The sequence below is a fragment of the Kitasatospora sp. NPDC001132 genome (genome assembly GCF_053598415.1).
The window spans coordinates 54,723-77,363 of sequence record NZ_JBSFKF010000012.1 but is presented as its reverse complement, the minus strand read 5'-3'; the positions used below and the strand labels follow the sequence as shown (position 1 = coordinate 77,363).

Annotated in this window: 18 protein-coding genes, 6 tRNA genes and 1 pseudogene; 11 read left to right on the top strand and 14 right to left on the bottom strand. The window is 73.4% G+C overall.

The genetic code is table 11. The annotated features are described in order from the left end of the window. Positions 1-123: 123 nt before the first annotated feature. Positions 124-1,770, top strand: a complete 1,647-nt coding sequence (locus tag ACWDBE_RS18505) for a hypothetical protein (RefSeq protein ID WP_449789507.1) — start codon at positions 124-126, stop codon at positions 1,768-1,770. 71 nt (positions 1,771-1,841) lie between these two features. Here the strand turns inward: ACWDBE_RS18505 and ACWDBE_RS18500 are convergent, their stop codons facing one another. The 4 genes from ACWDBE_RS18500 to ACWDBE_RS18485 form a co-directional block, all read right to left on the bottom strand. Continuing rightward, positions 1,842-2,402, bottom strand: coding sequence for an HIT family protein (locus tag ACWDBE_RS18500; RefSeq protein WP_097238679.1), 561 nt, complete (start codon positions 2,400-2,402; stop codon positions 1,842-1,844). 146 nt (positions 2,403-2,548) lie between these two features. Next, positions 2,549-4,528 carry a threonine--tRNA ligase gene (gene thrS / locus ACWDBE_RS18495; RefSeq protein ID WP_449789508.1) on the bottom strand — a complete coding sequence of 660 codons (1,980 nt, stop codon included), beginning with the start codon at positions 4,526-4,528 and terminating at the stop codon, positions 2,549-2,551. 88 nt (positions 4,529-4,616) lie between these two features. Beyond that, a complete protein-coding gene (locus ACWDBE_RS18490; RefSeq protein WP_449789509.1) occupies positions 4,617-5,780 on the bottom strand; it encodes a hypothetical protein in 1,164 nt (387 codons plus the stop codon). A gap of 32 nt (positions 5,781-5,812) precedes the next feature. Continuing rightward, positions 5,813-6,373: a DUF4365 domain-containing protein gene (locus ACWDBE_RS18485; RefSeq protein WP_449789510.1), complete on the bottom strand. Its 561-nt coding sequence runs from the start codon at positions 6,371-6,373 to the stop codon at positions 5,813-5,815. A 165-nt stretch (positions 6,374-6,538) separates the two neighbouring features. Here ACWDBE_RS18485 and ACWDBE_RS18480 point away from each other — a divergent pair, with 165 nt between their 5' ends. Then, positions 6,539-7,303, top strand: coding sequence for an exonuclease domain-containing protein (locus ACWDBE_RS18480; protein ID WP_449789511.1), 765 nt, complete (start codon positions 6,539-6,541; stop codon positions 7,301-7,303). A gap of 80 nt (positions 7,304-7,383) precedes the next feature. On the opposite strand, the gene ACWDBE_RS18475 is transcribed toward ACWDBE_RS18480, so the two are convergent. The 3 genes from ACWDBE_RS18475 to ACWDBE_RS18465 all read right to left on the bottom strand — a co-directional run bounded on the left by ACWDBE_RS18475 (position 7,384) and on the right by ACWDBE_RS18465 (position 8,271). Continuing rightward, a tRNA-Val gene (locus ACWDBE_RS18475) sits at positions 7,384-7,455 on the bottom strand. 207 nt (positions 7,456-7,662) lie between these two features. Continuing rightward, a tRNA-Val gene (locus tag ACWDBE_RS18470) sits at positions 7,663-7,734 on the bottom strand. Between the two features lie 78 nt (positions 7,735-7,812). Next, positions 7,813-8,271, bottom strand: a complete 459-nt coding sequence (locus ACWDBE_RS18465) for a TIGR02611 family protein (protein WP_449789512.1) — start codon at positions 8,269-8,271, stop codon at positions 7,813-7,815. A 195-nt stretch (positions 8,272-8,466) separates the two neighbouring features. Here ACWDBE_RS18465 and ACWDBE_RS18460 point away from each other — a divergent pair, with 195 nt between their 5' ends. Beyond that, on the top strand, positions 8,467-8,880 hold the full coding sequence (locus tag ACWDBE_RS18460; protein ID WP_030056266.1) for an SsgA family sporulation/cell division regulator: 414 nt from the start codon (positions 8,467-8,469) through the stop codon (positions 8,878-8,880). A gap of 428 nt (positions 8,881-9,308) precedes the next feature. Next, a complete protein-coding gene (locus ACWDBE_RS18455) occupies positions 9,309-9,878 on the top strand; it encodes a CGNR zinc finger domain-containing protein (RefSeq protein WP_449789513.1) in 570 nt (189 codons plus the stop codon). Between the two features lie 17 nt (positions 9,879-9,895). Here ACWDBE_RS18455 and ACWDBE_RS18450 read toward each other — a convergent pair whose 3' ends face one another. Further along, entirely contained in the window at positions 9,896-10,363 is a 468-nt protein-coding gene (locus ACWDBE_RS18450) for a hypothetical protein (RefSeq protein ID WP_449808555.1), read from the bottom strand. Positions 10,364-10,473: 110 nt separating this feature from the next. On the opposite strand from ACWDBE_RS18450, the gene ACWDBE_RS18445 reads away from it, so the two are divergent. Continuing rightward, the gene (locus ACWDBE_RS18445) at positions 10,474-10,974 is read left to right on the top strand and encodes a DsbA family protein (RefSeq protein ID WP_449789515.1); all 501 of its coding nucleotides are present in this window, start codon (positions 10,474-10,476) and stop codon (positions 10,972-10,974) included. A gap of 12 nt (positions 10,975-10,986) precedes the next feature. Here ACWDBE_RS18445 and ACWDBE_RS18440 read toward each other — a convergent pair whose 3' ends face one another. From ACWDBE_RS18440 to ACWDBE_RS18430, 3 genes are all read right to left on the bottom strand, one after another. Further along, positions 10,987-11,835 (bottom strand): GNAT family N-acetyltransferase, encoded by an 849-nt coding sequence (locus ACWDBE_RS18440; RefSeq protein ID WP_449789516.1) that lies wholly within the window; start codon positions 11,833-11,835, stop codon positions 10,987-10,989. Positions 11,836-11,900: 65 nt separating this feature from the next. Further along, the gene (locus ACWDBE_RS18435) at positions 11,901-12,731 is read right to left on the bottom strand and encodes an aminotransferase class IV (protein ID WP_449808554.1); all 831 of its coding nucleotides are present in this window, start codon (positions 12,729-12,731) and stop codon (positions 11,901-11,903) included. Positions 12,732-12,756: 25 nt separating this feature from the next. Then, a complete protein-coding gene (locus ACWDBE_RS18430) occupies positions 12,757-13,866 on the bottom strand; it encodes a chorismate-binding protein (protein WP_449808553.1) in 1,110 nt (369 codons plus the stop codon). A 317-nt stretch (positions 13,867-14,183) separates the two neighbouring features. Between ACWDBE_RS18430 and ACWDBE_RS18425 the strand changes: the two genes are divergently transcribed. From ACWDBE_RS18425 to ACWDBE_RS18410, 4 genes are all read left to right on the top strand, one after another. Then, a tRNA-Gly gene (locus ACWDBE_RS18425) sits at positions 14,184-14,256 on the top strand. Positions 14,257-14,296: 40 nt separating this feature from the next. Continuing rightward, positions 14,297-14,370 (top strand) — tRNA-Cys (locus tag ACWDBE_RS18420). Between the two features lie 33 nt (positions 14,371-14,403). After that, a tRNA-Val gene (locus tag ACWDBE_RS18415) sits at positions 14,404-14,475 on the top strand. A 41-nt stretch (positions 14,476-14,516) separates the two neighbouring features. Next, positions 14,517-14,588: transfer RNA gene (locus tag ACWDBE_RS18410), tRNA-Val, on the top strand. A gap of 317 nt (positions 14,589-14,905) precedes the next feature. On the opposite strand, the gene ACWDBE_RS18405 is transcribed toward ACWDBE_RS18410, so the two are convergent. Then, positions 14,906-15,106 (bottom strand): hypothetical protein, encoded by a 201-nt coding sequence (locus tag ACWDBE_RS18405; protein WP_449789519.1) that lies wholly within the window; start codon positions 15,104-15,106, stop codon positions 14,906-14,908. Positions 15,107-15,512: 406 nt separating this feature from the next. On the opposite strand from ACWDBE_RS18405, the pseudogene ACWDBE_RS18400 reads away from it, so the two are divergent. Further along, positions 15,513-16,868: pseudogene (locus ACWDBE_RS18400) on the top strand (serine/threonine-protein kinase); the annotation flags it as partial. A 755-nt stretch (positions 16,869-17,623) separates the two neighbouring features. Here ACWDBE_RS18400 and ACWDBE_RS18395 read toward each other — a convergent pair. Beyond that, positions 17,624-18,436 carry a TrmH family RNA methyltransferase gene (locus ACWDBE_RS18395; RefSeq protein ID WP_449808552.1) on the bottom strand — a complete coding sequence of 271 codons (813 nt, stop codon included), beginning with the start codon at positions 18,434-18,436 and terminating at the stop codon, positions 17,624-17,626. An 89-nt stretch (positions 18,437-18,525) separates the two neighbouring features. Here ACWDBE_RS18395 and ACWDBE_RS18390 point away from each other — a divergent pair, with 89 nt between their 5' ends. Next, the gene (locus ACWDBE_RS18390; RefSeq protein ID WP_449808551.1) at positions 18,526-21,267 is read left to right on the top strand and encodes a SpoIIE family protein phosphatase; all 2,742 of its coding nucleotides are present in this window, start codon (positions 18,526-18,528) and stop codon (positions 21,265-21,267) included. A gap of 57 nt (positions 21,268-21,324) precedes the next feature. On the opposite strand, the gene cobA is transcribed toward ACWDBE_RS18390, so the two are convergent. Continuing rightward, positions 21,325-22,572, bottom strand: coding sequence for a uroporphyrinogen-III C-methyltransferase (cobA, locus tag ACWDBE_RS18385; RefSeq protein ID WP_449789522.1), 1,248 nt, complete (start codon positions 22,570-22,572; stop codon positions 21,325-21,327). Positions 22,573-22,641 lie beyond the last annotated feature (69 nt).

Sequence of the window (22,641 nt, the reverse complement as noted above, 5' to 3'; positions counted from 1 at the left end):
ACCCGCCCGAAGCTGGGCATCATGCCCCTCAGGCCTCCGGTGACGGCACTTCAGACGATCATCCGCGCGGGGGTGCCACGGCACGGTAACCTGCCGCTGACAAGGGGAGGAGGGGACGCCACCGTGACCACACTCGACATGACCCCGGGTGCGCAGATACCCCGGACCGACGCCGGCCCGCAGACAGCCATCACCCAGGGACTCTCCTCGACCGCCTACCGCGACGGCGAGGTCGGCGCCTTCGTCGGCGCCGTCACCGACGCCACGGAGAAGAAGGGCCGCTTCGCGCTCTTCCGCCCCAACCTCGGCGAGGCCTTCAGCAAGGCGCTGATCTCCCGCGCCCTGGGCGGCGGCCGCAAACCCCTCGTCCCGGCCTTCGGAGTCGACACCCGCCAGGTCGTCGAACACTGCCTGGCCGCCGAGGAACTGCGCAACACCCGCGACCGGCAGCTCAGCACCGTCTCCGTCGTCACCGGCGTGCTCTTCCTCCCCGGCACCCTGATCTGGCTCGGCGCCTTCCAGCTCCGCGCCTGGCTCAAGCGGGACAACCCGAAGAACGCGGCCGTCTACGGCGGCATCGTGCTCGCCGCGACCGCCGCCCTCGCCGTCCTGCTCCTGCTGCGCCCACCGGCCGCCGGCTACCTCGGCATCTACCTGCGCGTCACCATGCTCGCGCCGGTCATCGGCTGGTACCTCGCCCGCCGGATCGTCGAGCGCTCCGCCAAGGACCTGCGCTCCCGCTGGCAGGCGCTGGTCGAGGGCAGCGTGGTGGCCGCCTCCGTCGCCAAGGCCGTCCCCCGCGACGACCTCGACAAGAAGGCCACCGACCTGCGCGACAAGCTCGGCCGCCTGGACGCCGAGCAGGAGACCAACATCCACCACTACGCCGGCCCCAAGGGCATCCTCGGTGCCGGCCGCCGCTGGGGCGAGTGGCGCCTCGCCGACACCCTCCACCCCGCCGACGGCCACGCCGACTTCCGCGCCTTCCACCCCTGGGACCTGGTCCGCCGGATCTCCTCCCACCTCAAGGGCCTCGGCGTCAGCCACGTCGCCAACAGCGGCATGCCCAACGTCGCCATCAAGCAGTGGGTGGTCTTCGACATCGGCGAGGGCGCCGACGAGATCAGCCGCCCCGGCAACGCCGACATGGACGGCGACCGGATGCGCGACTTCGCCGTGCAGAGCGTCGCCGACAAGCAGACCTTCTCAGGCGGCCCCCGGCACTACCTCGCCACCCAGTTCATCACCCACGACGGCAAGCTGGTCCTCACCTTCACCGTCACCGTCACCCTGCTCGCCAACGTCCTCAACATCACGGTGTCCGGCTACGCGCTCGGTCCGGTCAAGGGCGTCTTCTTCGACAAGCCCAAGGACAAGGAGAAGTCGGTCGCCAAGACCGTGAAGTTCTGGGAGGAGCGCACCGTCAAGCTCCCCCTGATCGACAACGACGAGGTCGTCCGCCAGGCCGTCCGCGCCCCCTTCTACCGGATGCCCGGCCTGCTCGGCTGGCTCGGCGGCGGGCTCGGGCTGCCCGAGCCCTTCGGGCTGCGGCACATCTGGGTCGGCCGGGCCTGGGAGAACCGCTCCATGGTCGACAACGCCCAGAACGCCTCCGTCCCGGTGCTCGCCGCCGTCCACGCGGCCACGCTGGAGTTCCTGGAGGAGCACGACCTGGACGCCGACCGCTTCTTCAAGAACCGCACCTCGATCATCAAGTCCGAGGCGCAGAGCCCGCGCCCGTACGACGTGGACACCTTCAACGCCGGCTGACCCGGCGCCGAGCACGCGAGAGGGCCCCACCGAGCATCCCGGTGGGGCCCTCTCGCACGCGTCGCCGGGGCTCAGCCCTGCGGCCAGACCTCGGCCAGCATCTTCCGGGTGTCCGCCAGCAGCTGCGGCAGCACCTTGGTGTGGCCGACCACCGGCATGAAGTTGGTGTCCCCGCCCCAGCGCGGCACCACGTGCTGGTGCAGGTGCGCCGCGATCCCGGCCCCGGCCGCAGCGCCCTGGTTCATCCCGATGTTGAACCCGTGCGCCCCGGAGGCCGCCCGCAGCGCCGTCATCGCCTTCTTGGTGAAGTCCGCCAGCTCGGCCGTCTCGGCCTCGTCCAGGTCGGTGTAGTCGGCCACGTGGCGGTACGGGACCACCATCAGGTGCCCGCCGTTGTACGGGTACAGGTTCAGCACCGCGAACACGGCGCTCCCCCGGGCGATGACCAGACCGTCCTCGTCGCTCAGCGACGGGATCGAGCAGAACGGACAACCGTCGTCCGGAGCCGGGCCGGTGGGCTTGTTCTCACCCTGGATGTACGCCATCCGATGGGGGGTCCACAGGCGGCGGAAGCCGTCCGGCTCACCGACGCCCCGCTGCAGTTCCGGCTCAGTCGTCATGCTGATCAGCATATTCGCCCGACGGTGCTTGCAAAGCCGCGCGGGGCAGACTCTTCAAGAGCCTGCCCCGCGCATCCCCGCCCGGGCGGGGCCCACGTCCGCATCTGCCACGTCCGCCCGATCGCGTCCGGGTCACCCCCGCCCAGGCGGGGCCTAGGTCACACCTGGATGCGACGCTCCACCGAATCCACGATCTCGGCGATCGCCTCGTCGACCGGCACGCCGTTCTTCTGCTCGCCGTTGCGGTAGCGGAAGGAGACGGCACCGGCCTCGACGTCGTCATTACCAGCGATCAGCATGTACGGCGTCTTGGAACGCTGCGCGTTCCTGATCTTCTTCTGCATGCGGTCGTCCGAGGTGTCGACCTCGACCCGGATCCCGTGCTTCTTGAGCTTCGCCGCGACCTCCAGCAGGTACGGCACGTGCTCGTCGGTGATCGGGATGCCGGTCACGGTGACCGGGGCCAGCCACGGCGGCATGGCGCCGGCGTAGTGCTCCAGCAGCACCGCGAAGAACCGCTCGATCGAACCGAACAGCGCCCGGTGGATCATGACCGGCCGCTGCCGCGAGCCGTCCGCCGCTGTGTACTCCAGGTCGAAGCGCTCGGGCAGGTTGAAATCCAACTGAATCGTCGACATCTGCCAAGTCCGGCCGATGGCGTCGCGCGCCTGGACCGAGATCTTCGGGCCGTAGAAGGCCGCGCCGCCCGGGTCCGGAACCAGCGGCAGCCCCTGCTTCTCGGCCACGGCGGCGAGGACGCGGGTGGCCTCCTCCCAGGTCTCGTCCGACCCGACGAACTTCTCCTCGTCCTTGGTCGACAGCTCCAGGTAGAAGTCGGTCAGACCGTAGTCGCGGAGCAGGTTGAGCACGAAGGTCAGCGTCGAGTCGAGCTCGTCCGCCATCTGCTCGCGGGTGCAGTAGATGTGGGCGTCGTCCTGCGTGAACCCGCGGGCACGGGTCAGGCCGTGCACCACACCCGACTTCTCGTAGCGGTACACCGTCCCGAACTCGAAGAGGCGCAGCGGCAGTTCACGGTACGAGCGGCCGCGCGCGTCGAAGATCAGGTTGTGCATCGGGCAGTTCATCGGCTTGAGGTAGTAGTCCACGCCCTCGTCGAGCTGCATGGGCGGGTACATGCCGTCCGCGTACCAGTCGAGGTGGCCGCTCTTCTCGAAGAGCTTCCCCTTGGTGGCGTGCGGGGTGTAGACGAACTCGTAGCCCTCCTCCTCGTGCCGCTTGCGCGAGTAGTCCTCCATCGCGCGGCGGATGATGCCGCCCTTGGGGTGGAAGACGGCGAGGCCGGAACCGATCTCCTCGGGGATGGAGAAGAGGTCGAGCTCGTTGCCGAGCTTGCGGTGGTCGCGCTTCTCGGCCTCGACGAGGAAGTCGAGGTGGGCCTTGAGCTCGTCCTTGGTCGGCCAGGCGGTGCCGTAGATGCGCTGGAGCATCGGGTTCTTCTCGCTGCCGCGCCAGTAGGCGGCCGCGTTGCGCATCAGCTTGAACGCCGGGATGTGCCGGGTGCTGGGCAGGTGCGGGCCGCGGCAGAGGTCTCCCCAGCACTGCTCGCCGCTCTTGGCGTCCAGGTTGTCGTAGATGGTGAGCTCGCCGGCGCCGACCTCGACGTCGGCGCCCTCGCCGGCGGTGGCGGCGGAACCCTTGAGGCCGATCAGCTCGAGCTTGTACGGCTCGGCCGCCAGCTCCTCGCGGGCGGACTCGTCGGTGACCACGCGGCGGGAGAACTTCTGCCCGCGCTTGATGATCTCCTGCATGCGCTTCTCGATGGCCTTGAGGTCATCGGGGTGGAAGGGCTTCTCGACGTCGAAGTCGTAGTAGAAGCCGTCCTTGACCGGCGGGCCGATGCCCAGCTTGGCCTCGGGGTAGAGCTGCTGCACGGCCTGGGCCATGACGTGCGCGGTGGAGTGGCGCAGGATGTCGAGGCCGTCCTTGCTGTCGATCGCGACCGGCTCGACCTCCTCGCCGTCCTGGAGGACGTAGGCGAGGTCCTTGAGCTGGCCGCCGACGCGGGCGGCGATGATCGAGCGGTCGTCGGCGAAGAGCTCGGCGGCCGTGGTGCCCGTCGTCACCACGCGCTCTTCCCGATCGGGTTCGCGGCTGATGATTACCCGGACGTCCGTCACCGGTCTCTCCTGACGTGCTGGATTTCAGAGGACGCAACACTGCGCTGCGCGTGACGATGGTACCGAGAGCGCCGCCCCTGCCGTCCACCTACGCCCCTTCTCCCCCTCCCTCCGCCGTCTCCCCGAGCGCTTTCAACAGCCGCTCGCGGTCCCCTTCCTCCCAGCCGCGGAGTTCCAGTCCGTGCGGGCGGGTCAGCCGGCGGAAGCCGCCGTGCCGGTCCAGCCGGCCGGAGACCCGCAGGGGCAGGCCCGCGAGGTGGGCCTCGGCGGCGAGCCGGTAGTCGGGGTCGGGCAGGCGGAGCTTGAGTTCGCGGACGTCGGCGCCTGCCAGCACTCGCAGCCGTACCGAGCCGGGGCCCGTGGGGTCGGCGCGCTTGAGCCGGGTGACGACGCCGAGCACGGTGACGGCGACGGCGGGTTCGATCCGTTCCAGCAGGTCGGCGGCCTCCACCAGGGCGGGCAGGTCACCGGGTGAGAAGTCGAGGTCGATCCGGCGGTCCCCGAAGCCGCCCGGCGTTCCGGCGGCGGGTGACCAGGAGACGCTGAGCCGGGCTGCCGTCGAGTCGCGCACCAACTCCTCGACGGACTGGACGAGCTCCCGGCTGACCCCGGACCGGACGGCGTTCTCGAAGACCTCGGGCCCGCCGCTGACCCGGCGGTAGTCCACGGCGTCGCGCAGCGCCTCCAGGGCGCGGACCAGGGTGGTGACGGCGGCGCGGCCCTCGGGGGCGGGGGTGTGGGCGGTGAGGGCGGCGCCCTGTTCGACCAGCAGGACGCGGTCCAGGAGGTCCCCGGCGGGGCCGTCCAGCCGGGCGCCGAAGTAGCCGGCCCTGGCGCGGGCGGCCTTGGCGCCGGCGGCGAGCATGCCGCGGGCCGCCCGCCGGAGCCGCTCGGCCTCGCCCCAGGCGGTGGTCCCGTCGGGGCCGGGCGGTTCGCGGTGCCAGCACAGTTCGTCGCCGGGGACGGCGAGGGCGAGCAGGATGGAGCGGGCGGAGGGGGTGCGGGAGCGGGAGAGCGCGGTGACGGCGTCGGTGAGGAGCTCGACGGCGTCGTCGAAGCCGTCCCCGGCCGGGACGAGCAGGCTGGTGCCGGGTTCGCCGTCGGGCGGGGTCCAGCGTCCGTAGCGGGCGGCCGGTCCGCCGCGGCGGACCCAGCCGTGCCGGGCGAGCAGGGTCGCCAGGACCTTCGGGTCGACGGTGGCCGGGTCGGGCAGGAGCGGGGCCGGTTCGCCCGGTCCGTACGGCGGTGTCATGGGTCCGGTTCCTCCCTGCCGGGGCCGGGCCGTCACGGGCTGCCGCCCGCGCCGACCCGGGCCATGATGTCGCAGAGCGCGCGGTCGTCGAAGACCCGCTCGGTGGGCAGCCGGACGTTGGTGCGCCGCTTCCCGGTGACGGGATGGCCGGCCAGGTTGACCCAGTAGCAGCAGTGCCGCAGTTCCAGGGCGTCCGGGCGGGCCCGCAGCCAGTGGTCGACCCGGCGCGGCAGCAGCATCACGACCAGGATCCGCGGCACCGCGACCCGGGGCCGGGCGAGCTTGCGCAGGTGGTCGTTGTCCAGGGTGAAGCTGAAGAACGGCCCGGCCGGGTCGGGCGCGACCTGCTGGGTGGCCTTGAGCTGGATCTTGACGGTGACCTCGTCGTCCACCTCGTGCTCGCGGGAGCCGTGGCTGACGTGCCAGTCGATGCCGTTGTCCGGGAAGGGCTGGGAGAGCGAGCAGCCGGCCGCGGCGGCCACCGCGTGCAGATAGCCGACCTGCAGGGTCTCCATGCAGGCGGTGACGGCGAGGTTCCCCCGCAGTACCGCCGTCGTCGCCGTCTCCTCGGGCTGCGGCTGGGTCGGTGCCATCGCCCCGTGGCCTCCCCCGGTTCCGGGCCCGTCCCGGTCCGGACGGGCAGTCGATTCGAACGGGACGGTCATGGGCAGGATCCCCGGCCGGGCTTGGGCCAAACGGGTTGAAGGGGCGTCAGGGCCGGGTATCAACCGGGCGCAACGCTCGTCTGAGGGGCAGTCATGCAGCAGCACTGGTACACCGGCCCGCTCGCCTCCTTCGACACCGAGACGACCGGCGTGGACGTGGAGAACGACCGCATCGTCTCGGCCGCCCTGGTCGTCCAGCTCGCGCCCGGGGCGCCGGCGCGGACCACGACCTGGCTCGCCGATCCTGGGGTTCCGATCCCGGACGGCGCCCGCGCGGTGCACGGCATCACCGACGAGCAGGTGCGCGCCCACGGTCGGCCGGCCGGCACGGTGGTGGCGGAGGTCACCCGCGCGTTGGCGGCCGAGGCGCGGGCCGGGCGCCCGGTGGTGGTGATGAACGCGCCCTACGACCTGACGCTGCTGGACCGGGAGCTGCGCCGCCATCACGGGGTGACGCTGGCCGGCGGGCTCGCGGCGGGCCTGGTGGTGCTGGATCCCCGGGTGCTGGACAAGCACGTGGACCGCTACCGCAAGGGCCGTCGGACGCTGACCGACCTGTGCGCCCACTACGGCGTGGAGCTGGCCGGGGCGCACGACGCGGCGGCGGACGCGACGGCGGCGCTGGCGCTGACCCGGCGGATAGGCGCCCGCTACCCGGCGGCGCTGGGCGGGCTGTCGGCGGCGGAGCTGCACCTGCGGCAGGCGATCTGGCACGCGGCGCAGGCGCGCGGGCTGCAGCACTGGTTCGACCGCTCGGGGACGCCGGAGCGGGTGGACCTGTCCTGGCCGCTGCGGCCGGCCCGGTGCGGCTGTGGGCGCCGGCTGGAGCCGGAGCACGGGTGCGAGGCGGCGGCCTAGCGGGCGGCCCCGGAGTCCGGGGCCCGGAACGCGCCGCAGGCCCTGACCGGTTTCCTGGTCAGGGCCTGCGTGCTGTCCGGTGGGCGATACTGGGATCGAACCAGTGACCCCTTCGGTGTGAACGAAGTGCTCTCCCGCTGAGCTAATCGCCCGGGCAACGAGAAGAACTGTAGCACCATTCGGGGCCGGTCGTACAACTCGCCCTTCCGGGTGGCACCGACACCGCCGAGAACTCGCGCTCCGCACGGAAGATGACTGAGCCTCAGCCGATTACCGACGGCCCTTCAGGCGGATTCCGGAAATACACGTGAGGCCCAGCCGATAATCGGCTGGGCCTCACGTATCACAATGCATTCCGGTGGGCGATACTGGGATCGAACCAGTGACCCCTTCGGTGTGAACGAAGTGCTCTCCCGCTGAGCTAATCGCCCGGGTGCAGGGAAAACATTACCGCATCCCGGAGGGTGCTCCGACCACTCTCCCGGCCCCAGGCCCCGCGCCCGGGCAGGTCAGCTCTCGTCGAGCTGCCAGGGGACGGCCAGGCCGTAGCGGGCGAAGTACCAGCCGCCCACCCCGACGAGGGCGGCCAGTCCGATCGCGGTGAGCGTCAGGTTGCGGCGGCGCACCCTGGGGTCCATGGCCCGCTGGGCGGCCTCGGCGACCTTGCGGCGGGTCCAGCGCAGGGCCAGCTGGGCCCAGGCGAACTCGGTGGCCCAGATCCCCATGCCGAGGAAGATCACCAGCCAGCCGGGGCCGGGCAGCGGCAGCATGACCAGCCCGAGCACCACCACCGCGAGGCCGGCCAGGAAGATCGCCACCTGCCAGATCCGGTGCAGCGCCGGCGAGCGGCGGACGAAGGCCGGGGCCCTCGAACCGACCGCCCGCCCACCGTCGACGGCCGCGTCAACAGCCTCGGCCGCTTCACCCGTTCTCGCGTTCCCGCCGGTCTTGTCGTTTCGCACAGTCATGCCAGGAAACTAACCAAGTAGCGCCCGGGTATTGCCCGACCCGGCCGCCGCGGAGCGATTCCGCAATGCGCCGTAAGGGGTACGACTCGCGCCCGAATCGGGACAGAGGGGTTTACATCGGTCTTGGAGGTGGGATGGTCCGTTCGCCGACGTGCGATTCCCCGAGCGCACACTGAGCGAAAGGCCATGGCGCTTATGAACACCACGGTCAGCTGCGAGCTGCACCTGCGCCTCATCGTGTCCAGCGAGTCCTCACTGCCCGTCCCAGCGGGCCTGCGCTACGACACTGCCGACCCCTACGCCGTGCACGCCACGTTCCACACGGGCGCCGACGAGACCGTGGAGTGGGTGTTCGCCCGAGATCTCCTCGCGGAGGGGCTGCACCGACCCACTGGTACCGGCGACGTCCGGGTGTGGCCGTCGCGGAGCCACGGGCAAGGGGTGGTCTGCATCGCCCTGAGCTCTCCGGAAGGAGAAGCCCTGCTGGAGGCCCCGGCCCGGGCGCTTGAGTCGTTCCTCAAGCGGACGGACGCCGCGGTGCCCCCCGGCACCGAACACCGTCACTTCGACCTCGACCGGGAGCTGTCCCACATCCTCGCCGAAAGCTGACTCCGTCCGGAGGCGGTCACGCCCCGCTGTCGGCGGGGCCGCAGCCCCTGCCGCCATCGCAGCCGTCCTACTCGGGGGCACGGCAGCGGACTCAGCCGCGCACGACGCGGCCTCGGGGCCGGTGAAACGGTTCTGCTCCCACCGGAGCAGTCCCCAGCACCACAGACGCCCGGCGCCGGGGCCGGTCATCCTCACGGGTGGCCGGCCCCGGCGCCGGGCGTCGGCGTGTTCCGGCGGCCGCGCCCGCCGGGGTCCGCGCACCCCGGCCCGGGGCCCGCCGCCCCGGACGGCCCCGGTTTCGTAGGCCTTGACGTACTGCGTACACGCATTCGAAAGAAGGAGCCGCCCCACCGGCACGGGGCCCGGTATGGTCTGGGGTAACCGCGGACGCGGGGTATCGGAGTCCCCCTGCGCGAGGAGCCCCCAACGTGCTGATCACCCATGACACCGAGTGCGCGCTGAGCATCCTCGTGGAGCTGCTCAACACCGCGCCCGAGGTGTGCGGCGCCGAGCGGCTGCCGGACGTCGCCGCACTGGACGCCTTCGTGGTCCGCCAGGAGATCAGCGAGATCGACTCACTGACCGGGGACGACCTGCGGCGGGTGCACGAGCTGCGGACCCGGCTGCGCGAGGTGTTCGCGACGGAGTCCACCGCGGAGGCCGCCGAGCTGGTCAACTCGATCGTCGCGGCCGCCGGCACGACGCCCCGGCTGACCGACCACGACGGCCACGACTGGCACATCCACTACTTCGCACCGCACGCCGCGCTCGGCGACCACTTGGCGGCCGAGCTGGGCATGGCGCTGGCCTTCATCCTGGTGGCGGGCGAGCGGGAGCGGCTGCGCCGCTGCGAGGCGCCGGACTGCGCGCGGGTCTTCGTGGACCTCTCCCGGAACCGCTCGCGGCGCTACTGCGACAGCCGCACCTGCGGCAACCGGCTGCACGTCGCCGCGTACCGGGCGCGCCAGCGGTCGGCGGAGGCCGTCCCCTCCGCCTGACCCGCCGGCCCCGCCGCTCAGATCCCGCGCTTGCGGAGGATCTCCTCGATGTCGGCGAAGTCGCCGAGACCGTCGTCCCGTTTGCCCGCGGCCTGCTTCTTCGGGGCCCCGGGCGGCGTCGGCGCCACCGCCTGGCGCTCGGGCGCCGGGCGGGCCGCGGCCGGGCGCTCCGGGGCGCCCTCCACCGCCGCCGCGCCGCCCCGGCGGCCCACCCAGCGGGTGGTGACCAGCAGGACCGCGGAGAGGCCGAGCAGCGCGATGCCCGTCCACACCCGGGGGTCGAAGACCAGCTTGACCGCCCAGTCGGCGAACTCCCCGGCGATCGTGCTCGCCAGCGGGAAGAGGCCGGTCAGGTAGAGCCCGGCGGGCAGCAGGGCCACCGCGAACCAGCGGGTCGCCGACAGGAAGCGCCGCCGGTAGGCCCGCAGCCCCGCGAAGGCCACCCCGCCCGCGGTGAGGACGAAACCGATCGCCGCACTCAGCACGGAAGCGCTCCTTCGTGTCCGGTCGTCCTGGTCATCGGTGCCTTCCTCTCGGTCCGCCTCCGGGCGCACCTCCGGCCGGAGCGGGCGCCCACTAGTGGAACACTGGGGCAATGATCGATGGTTCCCTCCCCCGCCTCGAGTTCTGGTGCGACCTCCAGTGCCCGGACTGCCACACCGCCCTGGATGACGTACGGGCGCTGCGCGCGCAGTACGGCGACGCGCTGCCCGTGGAGGTGCGGCACTTCCCGCTGGAGAAGCACAAGCACGCCTACGCCGCCGCGGAGGCGGCCGAGGAGGCGTTCGCGCAGGGGCTGGGCTGGCCGTTCGTGGAGGCGCTGCTGGCCCGCACCGCGGAGCTGGACGCGCGTGGGCAGCAGGTGCTGCTGGACGTGGCCCGGGAGGTCGGGGCGGACGTCGAGGAGGTGGACACCGCGCTGGTCGACGGCCGGCACATGCTGACCGTCGACGCCGACCAGGCCGAGGGCAAAGCGATCGGGGTCACCGGCACGCCGACGTACGTGATCGGCGGGAAGCGCCTCGACGGCGGCAAGAGCCAGGACGGGTTGCGCGAGCGGATCGTGGCCGTCATCGAGGCGGCGAAGGGGTCCTGACGACACGTCAGGTCACAGCGGCTTGCCGTAGAGGCGCTCGGTGACCGCGTATCCGAGCGAGTCGTAGAGCCGGACGGCGACCTCGTTGCGGGTGAAGACGTTGAGGCCGAGGTCGTGCACCCCGGCGGCCAGGCACTCGCGTTCGGCGAGCAGCATCAGTGTGCGTCCGTGCCCCCTGCCCCGGTGGTCCGGGGACACCTCGACGCCCATCACCCAGGCGAGCGGTTCACCGTCCGGCAGGTCGCGCAGCCGCAGTTGCACCCAGATCGAGCCGTACGGGCCCTCTCCGCCGTCGGCACCGTACAGCCTGCGCAGGACGACGCCCGGGGTGTCGACGCCCTGCGGGACGGGGTTCGGCGGGTCGTCGCCGCCGGTCCTGGCGCGGGCCTGCTCCTCGGTGAGGCCGGACCCGACGAGCGACCGGCGGTAGCCCTCCGCCGACCGGGCGAGCCAGTCGTCGAGGTCGGCCGGGTCGAAGGGGCGCGCGCTCACCCCGGCGGGCAGCGCGGGGGCGGTGACCAGCCGCTTGGACATGCTCAGGGCCCGCTCGGTGTAGCCGAGGGCGACGGCGAGCCCGCGCGCCGTCGTGGCCGCCTCGGGGACGCCGACGTCCACCCGGGTGCAGCCCCAGTTGCGCAGCACCTCCTCGGCGGCCAGGGCGCCGAACGTGCCCCGGCCCCGGCCGCGACCCTCGGTGATCTCCAACTCGGATATCCGGCCCCAGAGTTGACCGCCCTGCGGATCGGCGGTGGTGCGCAGCGCGCCGACCGGGTGGCCGTTGGAGAGGATCAGCCAGCGTCTGGTGCGGCCGCCGGCCGCGGTGGGTGTCTCCGGGCCCTCGGGGCGCAGCGTGGTGGTCATGTGGTGGTCCCTTCCCCCTGTGCGGAGGGTTATCCACCCGGTCGGCGCGCTCCGCGGGTCGGAGGTCACGGGTCGAGGTCGTCGCCGCTGCGCTCGGTGAAGACGGCCATGGCCTTGGCGGTGACGGGGCCGGTGCCGGGCAGTTCGCGGTCGTCGACGCGGGTGACGGCCTGGACGTCGCGGGTGGTGGAGGTCAGGAAGACCTCCTCGGCGTTCCGGAGGGCGCCGAGCGGGAGGTCGGCCTCCTCGGCGCCGCACCAGTCGATGACGAGTTGCCGGGTGATGCCGGCCAGGCAGCCGGAGGCGAGGGTGGGGGTGAGCAGGCGGCCGTCGAGGACCACGAAGACGTTGGAGCCGGTGCCCTCGCAGAGCAGGCCGGCGGTGTTGGCGAACAGGGCCTCGGAGGCGCCGGCGCGGTGGGCGGCGGCCAGGGCGACGACGTTCTCGGCGTACGAGGTGGTCTTGAGGCCGGCGACGGCGCTGTGCTCGTTGCGGCGCCAGGGGACGACGGTGACGGCGGTCTCGTCGGGGCGGCGGGTGATCGGGCTGAGGGCGACGACCAGGGTGGGGCCGGTGGTGCCGCGCTCGGAGCTGAGCGGGCCGTTGCCGCCGGTGTAGGTGATGCGCAGCCGGCCGAGCGGTACGGGGTTGGCGGCGAGGACCCGGGTGCAGGCCTCGCGGACCAGGTCGTGGTCCGGGTCGGCCAGGCCGAGGCCGCGGGCGGAGCGGGTGAGCCGGTCCAGGTGGCGGGTGACCGCGAAGGCCCGGCCGTCGACCGTCTTCATGGTCTCGAAGACGCCGTCGCCGGTGGTGAGGCCGTGATCGAGGACGGAGACGGCCGCGTCGGCGGAGTCGACGAGCGTGCCGTTGACCCAGCTCGTGGTGCGGTTGTGCATCGGGCTGCTCCTAGGCGGTGCGGGCTCAGGCCCCGGTCGACTTGGATCCGCGACCGGACTCGGCTGCGGGCTCGGCTCCGTGCTCGGCTCCGGGTTCGCTGCCCGACGCTATCGCGACCAGGCGGGCGGCCTTCAGTTCGGTTTCGGCCCATTCGCGCTCGGGGTGGGAGCCCCAGGTGATGCCGGCACCGGTACCGAAGCGCAGGACGGGTGCGCCCGGGTCCGTCCGGTCGATCCAGAAGGTGCGGATGCCGACCGCGAGTTCGGCCTCGCCCCGGTCCGCGTCGACCCAGCCGACGGCGCCGCAGTAGGGGCCGCGCGGGGCGGTCTCCAGGGCTTCGATGATCCGCAGGGCGCTGGACTTGGGAGCTCCGGTGACGGAGCCGGGCGGGAAGGTGGCGGCGAGGAGCTCGGGCCAGCCGGCGTCTTCGCGCAGGGTGCCCTCGACGGTGGAGACCAGGTGGACCAGGCCGGGGTGCTTCTCGACGGCGCAGAGGTCGGGGACGGTGACGCTGCCGGTCTCGCAGACCCGGCCGAGGTCGTTGCGGACCAGGTCGACGATCATCACGTTCTCGGCGTGGTCCTTGTCGAGGAGGTCGTCCTCGGTGCGGCCGGTGCCCTTGATCGGGCCGGAGGAGACGGTGCGGCCGTTGCGGCGCAGGTAGAGCTCGGGCGAGGCGGTGGCGATCTCGACGCCGTGACCGGGCAGGCGGATGGTGCCGGCGTAGGGGGCGGGGTTGCCGTGGGCGAGGAGTCCGGTGAGGGCGTCGACGTCACTGCGGTCCGGGTCGGGCAGCGGTGCGGACAGCACCCGGCAGAGGTTGGCCTGGTAGACCTCGCCGGCGGCTATGTGCTCGCGGATGCGGCGCACGCCCGCGGTGTAGGCGGCGCGGTCGAGGGAGCTGTGCCAACTGCCGGCCTGCGGTCCGCGCCAGCCCGCACCGGAGGGCGGGGCGGGGGCGGGGCGGACCTCGTCGAAGCGGGCGCAGGTGAGCCGGCCCTCGAAGTCGTGGGCGACGGCCCAGTAGCCGGCGGAGTCGAGGGCGGCCGGGTCCGAGGTGACGTCGCGCAGTCCGGTGGCCAGGCGGCCTCCGAAGCGGGCGAGCGGGGTGCGGGGGTCGGGGTGGCCGGACACGGTTCTCCTGCGCGGTGGTGCTGGGCGGCGGTGCCTGAAGTGTAGGTCGGGGGCGCGGGCCCGGACCGGCTCGCGCCCCGCGCACGAGCACCCGTGTGCGTCACCCGGGTGTGCGCCGGGTGACCTGCGGATGATCGTCCCGGAGCGCCGCAGGTGGCGGCCGGTGACGTGCCGGGAGGGCTGACGGGACGGCACTCGCGACCATCCCCTCGGCATGCTGCGGGAACGGATTTTTAGCTGGCCCGGGAATCCGCTAGAGTTCAACACGTCGCCAGGGAGCGCAGCCGAAGAAAAGCGGTGAAGGCCCTGGGAGACAGGCGGACGTGGCTCAGTTGGTAGAGCATCACCTTGCCAAGGTGAGGGTCGCGAGTTCGAATCTCGTCGTCCGCTCGATGGAGAGCAGTGTAAGATCGTTCTTCATGTGTTGCCTGGTGGAGTGGCCGAGAGGCGAGGCAACGGCCTGCAAAGCCGTGTACACGGGTTCAAATCCCGTCTCCACCTCCAAGAGGTTCCCCCGGTTCCACCGGGGACCTCCCCGCGCGATTAGCTCAGCGGGAGAGCACTACCTTGACACGGTAGGGGTCACTGGTTCAATCCCAGTATCGCGCACGTCGGACCCATCGGGGTCTGCTGCAACACCGCCACACCAGGCGCGATTAGCTCAGCGGGAGAGCACTACCTTGACACGGTAGGGGTCACTGGTTCAATCCCAGTATCGCGCACAGTAACGGCCGGGGCCGCGATCCGTCAGGGTCGCGGCCCCGGCCGTTTGTCGTCTGTCTGCGGCCCTGCCCTACCGCCGTGCCGTGTGCCGGGAAGCGTCGGGGAACGAAAAGAAACGAAAAGAGAAGAGCCGCGTACGGACGCCCTCACCGACGTCCGCACGCGGCATCTCCGCCTGCCGGGGCGCTCTGCGCGCCGCTCCTCGCCCGTCCGCGTGTCATCGCGGCCGCGGCCTCCCCGGCGGCACCGCTCCCCGTCCCCAGGGGTTCGGTGCCCGTCTTCGACCGGCCTCGGGGGCCGGTGTCCTTCTTCCTGCTCAGCGGGCGATCAGATCGGCGACGGCCTGGGCCTGGCTCGCCATCTGTTCCCACCCGCCGAAGAGCAGCACCAGGAGCACGGCGCACGGCAGGGCCATGGCCAGCGCCACGGCGGGGTGCCGCGTGGGCTGCTCGGCGGACCGGGACTGGACGAAGGCCGGCCGACGGCGGCGGGGGGTTCCCGTGAGCTGCGGTGCCATGTCCTTGCTCCTGATCCGGTCGAGTTGGCGCGGTGGACGGCTTACCTCGGGGGACGAGCTCCCCGTCCACCGCTGAGCACAACGCTATTGGTCAGGGGGTCCTCCGGGCGTCATGCCGTCGTACTGTTCCTCGGACGTCCGGGAGGATGACGATCAGACTCGGGGCCTACTACCGCAGGGGGACGGAAGGCTCATCCGACCCCCGAGGGAACCCTGAGGGGGAACCCCGAGAAGCGCTTCGACACCCCTGCGACCTGCAGATCAGCGCAAGATCGGACAATCGCACGGTGGCTTCAGGTGTTGCGTATCAGCACACCGCAGCGGGCAGTCCGTAAGCTGTGCCAGACAGGAACTGACGATGGCCCAACCGACGGGGCCTCACCCACCGGCTGACGGGGAACGAAACATGGCGATGATGCGGCTGAGGCGTGAGGACCCCCGCATCGTCGGGCCGTACCGCCTGCACCGGCGACTGGGCGCCGGCGGCATGGGCGTGGTCTACCTCGGGTCCGACCGCCGCGGGCAGCGCGTCGCCCTCAAGCTGATCCGCGCCGAGCTCGCCGAGGACCAGGAGTTCCGTACCCGCTTCGCCCGCGAGATCGCCGCCGCCTCCCGGATCCGGGGCGGCTGCACCGCACGCGTGGTCGGCTCGGACATCGAGACCGAACGCCCCTGGCTGGCCACCGCGTACGTACCGGGGCCCTCGCTCTACAAGCGGGTCGGCGACGAAGGCCCGCTGAGCTGGCCCGAGGCGGCCCGGATCGGGGCCGCACTGGCCGACGGACTGGTCAAGGTGCACGAGGCCGGCGTGGTCCACCGGGACCTCAAGCCCTCCAACATCCTGCTCTCGCCCCGGGGCCCGCGGATCATCGACTTCGGCATCGCGTGGTCGCGCGGCGCCAGCACGCTCACCCACGTCGGCACCGCGGTCGGCTCCCCCGGCTTCCTCGCGCCCGAGCAGGTACGCGGGGCCGCCGTCACGCCCGCCACCGACGTGTTCGCCTTCGGCGCCACCCTCGCTTACGCCCTCACCGGGGACACCCCGTTCGGCTCCGGGGCGTCCTCCGAAGTGATGCTGTACCGGGTCGTCCACGAGGAGCCCGACCTCTCGGCCGTACCGCCGCAACTCGCGCCGCTGATCCGCGCCTGCCTGGCCAAGGAGCCCGCCGAGCGGCCCGGGGCCGCCGCGCTGCACGAGCGGCTCAGCGAACTGGCGGCGCGCGGGGCGGCGGGCGGCAGCACCCGCGCGACACGGCCCGGGCGGGGCGCGGCCGCGCCGGCTCCGGCCCGGCAGGAGAACGGCCGTCAGGGAGTACCGGCCCCCGGACGCTCCCCCGAGCCGCCCGCCGCGGCACGGGCCAGGGCGGCGGCGGGCCGCCCCGGCGCACAGTCGGCCGGAGCCGCCGGGCGCCGCCCGCAGCAGGGGCCGGCCGCACCCGCCCCCCGGCCCGAGCCGACACCGGTGACCCGCCCGCTGCGGGAGCGTCCGGACCGTCCCCAGACCCCACCGCCGGCCCGCCCCGGCCCCGGGCCCGGCCCCCGCGACCGGGCGCGCCCCCGGGACCGCCAGCACACCCCCGCCCCCGGCGGACGTCCCGGCACCGCCCGGCAGCGGCTGCTCCGGCAGCGGCTGATCGTCTTCGTCACGGTGACCATCGGAGTGGCGCTGGCCATCGCCGCGGCTCAGGGGTGCGAGAACCGGGACAACCGGAGCGTGCGGCAGCCGACCGGGGTGGTGGCGACCACGGGCTCCGGCGGCGCGCAGGCGGTGCCGGGGACCTCGGCGGACGTCGCACCGCCGGCCGCGACCGCGCCGCTCCCGGCCGCGGCGCGCGCAGGTGCCGACGCCGGTCTGACACCGCCGCAGGCACCGGTACCGGCGGTCGACTGGCCCAACCACAGCTACCCCGACGGAGCCGGCGGGCCGGCCACCGCGCTGCAGAACGGGCACTCCGTCGGGGCCGGGCCACAGGTCGCGCTGAGTGCGGTGCTGCCGGCCCGGTACAAGGGCCTACCGGCCACGGTGGTCGTCCTGCGGCGGGCGGAGGGCTCCACCTCGGTCGACCTCGTCCAGCTCTACACCTTCACCGGAGACACCCCCGTCGCCGTCACCTCCCGCACCTCGGTGGCGGACCCGCAGGCGGCGGCCACCTGGCGGCTGGACGGCAGCACGGTCGTCCGCGAGGAGCGCGCGGCCGCCACCGGCACCGTCACCTCCACCCGCTACGCCGTCCGCCCCGACGGCACCCTCGACGAATCCTGGCCCGGCGCCACCACCCCTCCCCCCGCCGCCGCCGCGGCCCCACCCACCTCCCCCCTCGGCTGACACCCGCGCCACGAGAAGCCGGGCCGGCCGACGTCTGGCGGAGCGACGAGGCGCGGCGTGCAGCACGAGCCCCTATCGGGGCGCCAGCAGCACGCGGCGGGAGAGCCCCGTGGAGGCGGGCGCCGGGCGGGACGGGGAAAGGGCGCGTGCATGAGAAGTCGGGCGGGCCGACTTCTCATGCGGGGGCGGGGTCAGGGAGTGGGGGTGGTGACGGCGTAGAAGGCCACGGCTGCGGCGGCGCCGACGTTGAGGGAGTCGATCCCGTGGGCCATGGGGATGCGGACGGGGTGGTGGGCGGCGGCGATGGCGCGGGGGGTGAGGCCGTCGCCCTCGGCGCCGAGCATGAGGGCGGCCTTGGGGAGGCTGTGCGGGGTGAGGGTGTGGAGGTCGACGGCGGTGTCGGCGGGGGTGAGGGCGAGTAGGGTGAAGCCGGCCTCGCGGACGGTGTCGAGGGCGACGGGCCAGGGGTCCAGGCGGGCGTACGGGACCGCGAAGACGGCGCCCATGGAGACCTTGACGGCGCGCCGGTAGAGCGGGTCCGCGCAGTCGGGCGAGAGCAGGACGGCGTCCATGCCGAGGGCGGCGGCGCTGCGGAAGATGGCGCCGAGGTTGGTGTGGTCGACCAGGCCCTCCAGCACGGCGACCCGGCGGGCCCCGGCGAGCACCTCGGCGGCGTCGGGGAGGGGCTTGCGCTCCATCGAGGCGAGGGCGCCGCGGTGCACGTGGTAGCCGGTGACGGCTTCGGCGAGGGCGGGCTCGACCACGTGGACGGGGGCGTCGGCCTCGGCGATGACGTCGCCCATCACCTCCAGCCACTTGGGGGTGAGCAGCATCGACCGCATCCGGTAGCCGGCGGCGAGGGCGCGGCGGATGACCTTCTCCCCCTCGGCGATGAAGAGGCCCTCGGCGGGTTCACGCCGGCGGCGCAGCTCGACGTCGGTGAGGCCCGTGTAGTCGGCGAGGCGGGGGTCGGCGGGGTCGGTGATGGTGCGGGGTTCGGACACCCTGCGATCTTGCCAAGCCCGGGCGGGGAAGGCCAAACGGCCGAGGGGGCGAGGTGGTCCCCGGCTGGTCGTAGTGCAAATATGACCCTATGGCCCGAAATCCGGGCCGATCCTGGGTTCCGTCGGCCTCTGGTGCCACTGACTCCGCCGGCTCCCCCGGTGGGGGCCCACACGGTCGGCCACAGCTGGCGCGCGCGAAGCCGCGGTGGCTGGTGTGGCGCCGGTCGGTGGCGGGGCAGGTGTTCGCGCTCCAGGTCGTGGTCGTGCTGCTGCTGGTGGCGGCGGCCGCGGTGGCGCTGGTGGTGCAGTCGCGCAACGACGCCGATCACGAGGCGCGCAACCGTTCGGTGGCGGTGGCCCAGACCTTCGCCAACTCGCCGGGCATCGTCGACGCGTTGCGCTCCCCGAACCCGACGGCCCTGCTGCAACCGAGCGCGGAGGCCGCGCGGGTCACCTCTGGGGTGGACTTCATCGTCGTGCTGAACGACCACGGCATCCGCTACACCCACCCGAACCCGGCCCGGATCGGCCAGAAGTTCATCGGTGTCTACGAGCCCGCGCTGCACGGGCAGGTGGTGACCCAGCACGTCACGGGCACCCTCGGCCGGCTGGTGCAGGCGGTGGTCCCGGTGTACGCGCCGGACGGCTCGGTGGTCGGGGCGGTCTCGGCGGGCGTCACGCTGAGGAACATCAGCAGCGCCAGCGAGCGGCAGCTGCCGGTGGTGCTGGGCGCGGCGGCGGCCGCGGTGGGGCTGGCCACGCTCGGGACGGCGCTGATCAGCCGGCGGCTGCGACGCCAGACGCACGGGCTGGGCCCGGTCGAGATGACCCGGATGTACGAGCACCACTCGGCGGTGCTGCACGCCGTGCGCGAGGGCGTGATGATCGTCGGCGGGGACGGGCGGCTGCTGCTCTGCAACGACGAGGCGGGCCGGCTGCTGAACCTGCCGCCGGACGCCGAGGGCCGTCCGGTGAGCGGGCTGGGCCTGGACCAGGAGCCGCTGGAGCTGCTGACCGCCGGGCGCCCGGTGACGGACCAGGTGGTGCTGTCCGGGGAGCGGCTGCTGGCGGTGAACGTCCGGCTGATCGACCGGCCCGGCGGTCCGCCCGGCTGCGTCGCCACGCTGCGCGACTCCACCGAGCTGGCGGCGCTGTCCGGCCGGGCCGAGCGCGCCCAGCGGCGGCTGCGGCTGCTGTACGACGCCGGGGTCACGGTGGGCAGCACGCTGGACGTGACGCGGACGGCGCAGGAGCTGGCGCAGGTCACGGTGCCGCGGTTCGCGGACTTCGTCACGGTGGACCTGGCGGACCAGGTGCTGACCGGCGAGGAGCCGCCGCCGGGCCCCTCGCTGGGGCGGATGCGCCGGGTCGCGGTGGCGGGGGTGGCGGACGACGCGCCGTTCTACCCGGTCGGCACGGTGCTGGACGTGGTGCCCTCGACCCCGCTGGCGGTGGCCCTGCACAGCGGGGAGCCAGCCGTCGAGCCGCACCTGACGGACGCCGGCCGGTGGCGGGAGCAGGATCCGGAGGGGTCGGCGCAGGTGCTGGCGTACGGGGTGCACTCGCTGGTGCGGGTGCCGCTGCGGGCGCGCGGGGTGCTGCTGGGGGTGGCCCGGTTCTGGCGGGCGCAGCGGACGGAGCCGTTCGAGGCGGAGGACCTGGCGCTGGCCGAGGAGCTGGTGGCGCACGCGGCGGTGTGCATCGACAACGCCCGCCGCTACACCCGGGAGCACACCATGACGGTGACGCTCCAGCACAGCCTGCTGCCCCGAACCCTGCCGGAGCAGTCGGCGCTGGAGGTGGCGCACCGCTACCTGCCGGCCCAGGCCGGGGTGGGCGGCGACTGGTTCGACGTGATCCCGCTGCCGGGCGCGCGGGTGGCGCTGGTGGTCGGGGACGTGGTGGGGCACGGGCTGCACGCGGCGGCGACGATGGGCCGGCTGCGCACGGCGATCCACAATTTCTCGACCCTGGACCTGCCGCCGGACGAGCTGCTGGGGCACCTGGACGAGCTGGTGAACCGGATCGACCAGGACGAGGCGGCGGGCGGCGAGCGCGCGGAGCTGGCCGGGGCGACCTGCCTGTACGCGATCTACGACCCGGTGTCGCGGCGCTGCACGCTGGCCAGCGCCGGCCACCCGCCGCCGGCCGTGGTGGACCCGCAGGGCCGGGTGGTGTTCCCGGAGCTGCCGACCGGGCCGCCGCTGGGTCTGGCGGTGCTGCCGTTCGAGACCGCCGACCTGGAGCTGGCCGAGGGCAGTCGGCTGGTGCTGTACACGGACGGGCTGGTGGAGGACCGGGAGCGGGACATCGACGCGGGGCTGGAGCTGCTGCGGGCGGTGCTGGCCGGGCCGCCGCGCTCCCCGGACCAGACCTGCGCGGACGTGCTGGCGGCGCTGCTGCCGGCGCACCAGCAGGACGACATCGCGCTGCTGGTGGCCCGGACCAGGGTGCTGGCGCCGGACCACGTGGCGCAGTGGGAGGTGCCCTCCGACCCGGCCGCGGTGGGCCAGGTCAGGGCCGCCGTGGCGGAGCGGCTGACGGCGTGGGGGCTGGAGGAGTCGGCGTTCGTCACCGAGCTGATCCTGAGCGAGCTGGTGACCAACGCGATCCGGTACGGCGCCCGGCCGATCCGGGTACGGCTGCTGCGGGACCGTTCGCTGATCTGCGAGGTGTCGGACGGCAGCAGCACCTCGCCGCACCTGCGGTACGCGGCGACCGAGGACGAGGGCGGGCGCGGGCTGTTCCTGGTCGCGCAGTTCGCGGAGCGCTGGGGGACTCGCTACACGGCGACCGGGAAAGTCATCTGGACGGAGCAGCCGCTGGAGTAGGAAGTCGGCCGGGCCGACTTCCCACTCCCGGCAGGACAGGACCGCTCCCGTGCGGCCTTACGGCTGGAAGGCCGCGGCCAGCACGTTGACGACGTCGCCGACGACGATGACCGCCGGGGGCTTGACGCCCTCGGCCTCGACCACCGCGGCGACGGTGCCCAGGGTGGCGTCCACCCTGCGCTGGGCGGCGGTGGTGCCCTCCTGGACGACGGCGACCGGGGTGTCCGCCGGACGGCCGTACTCGACCAGGCGGGCGGCGATCGCGCCGATCTTGTCCACGGCCATCAGCAGCACCAGGGTGCCGCTCATCTTCGCGGCGGCCTCCCAGTTGGTGAGCGAACGCTCGTCGTCCGGGCCGACGTGGCCGGAGATCACGGTGAACTCGTGGGTCATGCCGCGGTGGGTGACCGGGACGCCGGCCGCCGCGGGGACGCTGATCGAGCTGGAGATCCCGGGCACCACGGTGACCGGCAGCCCGGCCTCCACGCAGGCCAGCAGCTCCTCGCCGCCGCGGCCGAAGACGTACGGGTCGCCGCCCTTGAGCCGGACCACGAACTTGCCGGCCTTGGCGTGCTCGACCAGGGTGCGGTTGATCGCCTCCTGGGCCATGAACCGGCCGTACGGGATCTTGGAGGCGTCGATCACCTCGACGTGCTCGGGCAGTTCGGCGAGCAGCTCGCGCGGGGCGAGGCGGTCGGCGACGACCACGTCGGCGTCGGCGAGCAGCCGTCGGCCGCGCACGGTGATCAGGTCCGGGTCGCCGGGGCCGCCACCGACCAGGGCCACGCCGGCGCCGTGCGAGCGGTACTGGCGGGCGGCCAGCGAGCCGTCCCGCAGGCCGTCCACGATGGCGTCGCGCAGGGCGGCGGAGTGGCGCGGGTCGCCGGTGAGGACGGCGACGGTGGCGCCCGCGTCGCGGCCGCTGGCCGGGGTCCAGGCGGTGGCCGCGGCGGCGTCGTCGCTGCGGGAGCAGAACACCCGCTCGCGCTCGGCCTCTGCGCTGACCGCCTCGTTGACGGCCGGGTCGTCGGTGGCGACCAGGGCGTACCAGGTGTCGGCCAGGTCGCCGTCCCGGTACGGGCGGGCGTGCCAGGTGAGCTCGCCGGCGTCGGCCATGGCCTGGACGGCCGGGGTGGTGGCGGGCGATATCAGGTGCAGGTCGGCGCCGGTGGCGATCAGGGCGGGCAGCCGCCGCTGGGCGACCTGGCCTCCCCCGACCACGACGACGCGGCGGCCGGCCAGCAGCAGGCCCACCGGGTAGGGGGTGCGGCCCTCGGTGCTCGGGTGCGGGGTGGGCGCGGTCATCGGCGGTGCTCCTGATCGGGGGTGAGGGTGTGGGGACGGTACGGCACGTCACCGCTCCGCGGTCCGGCG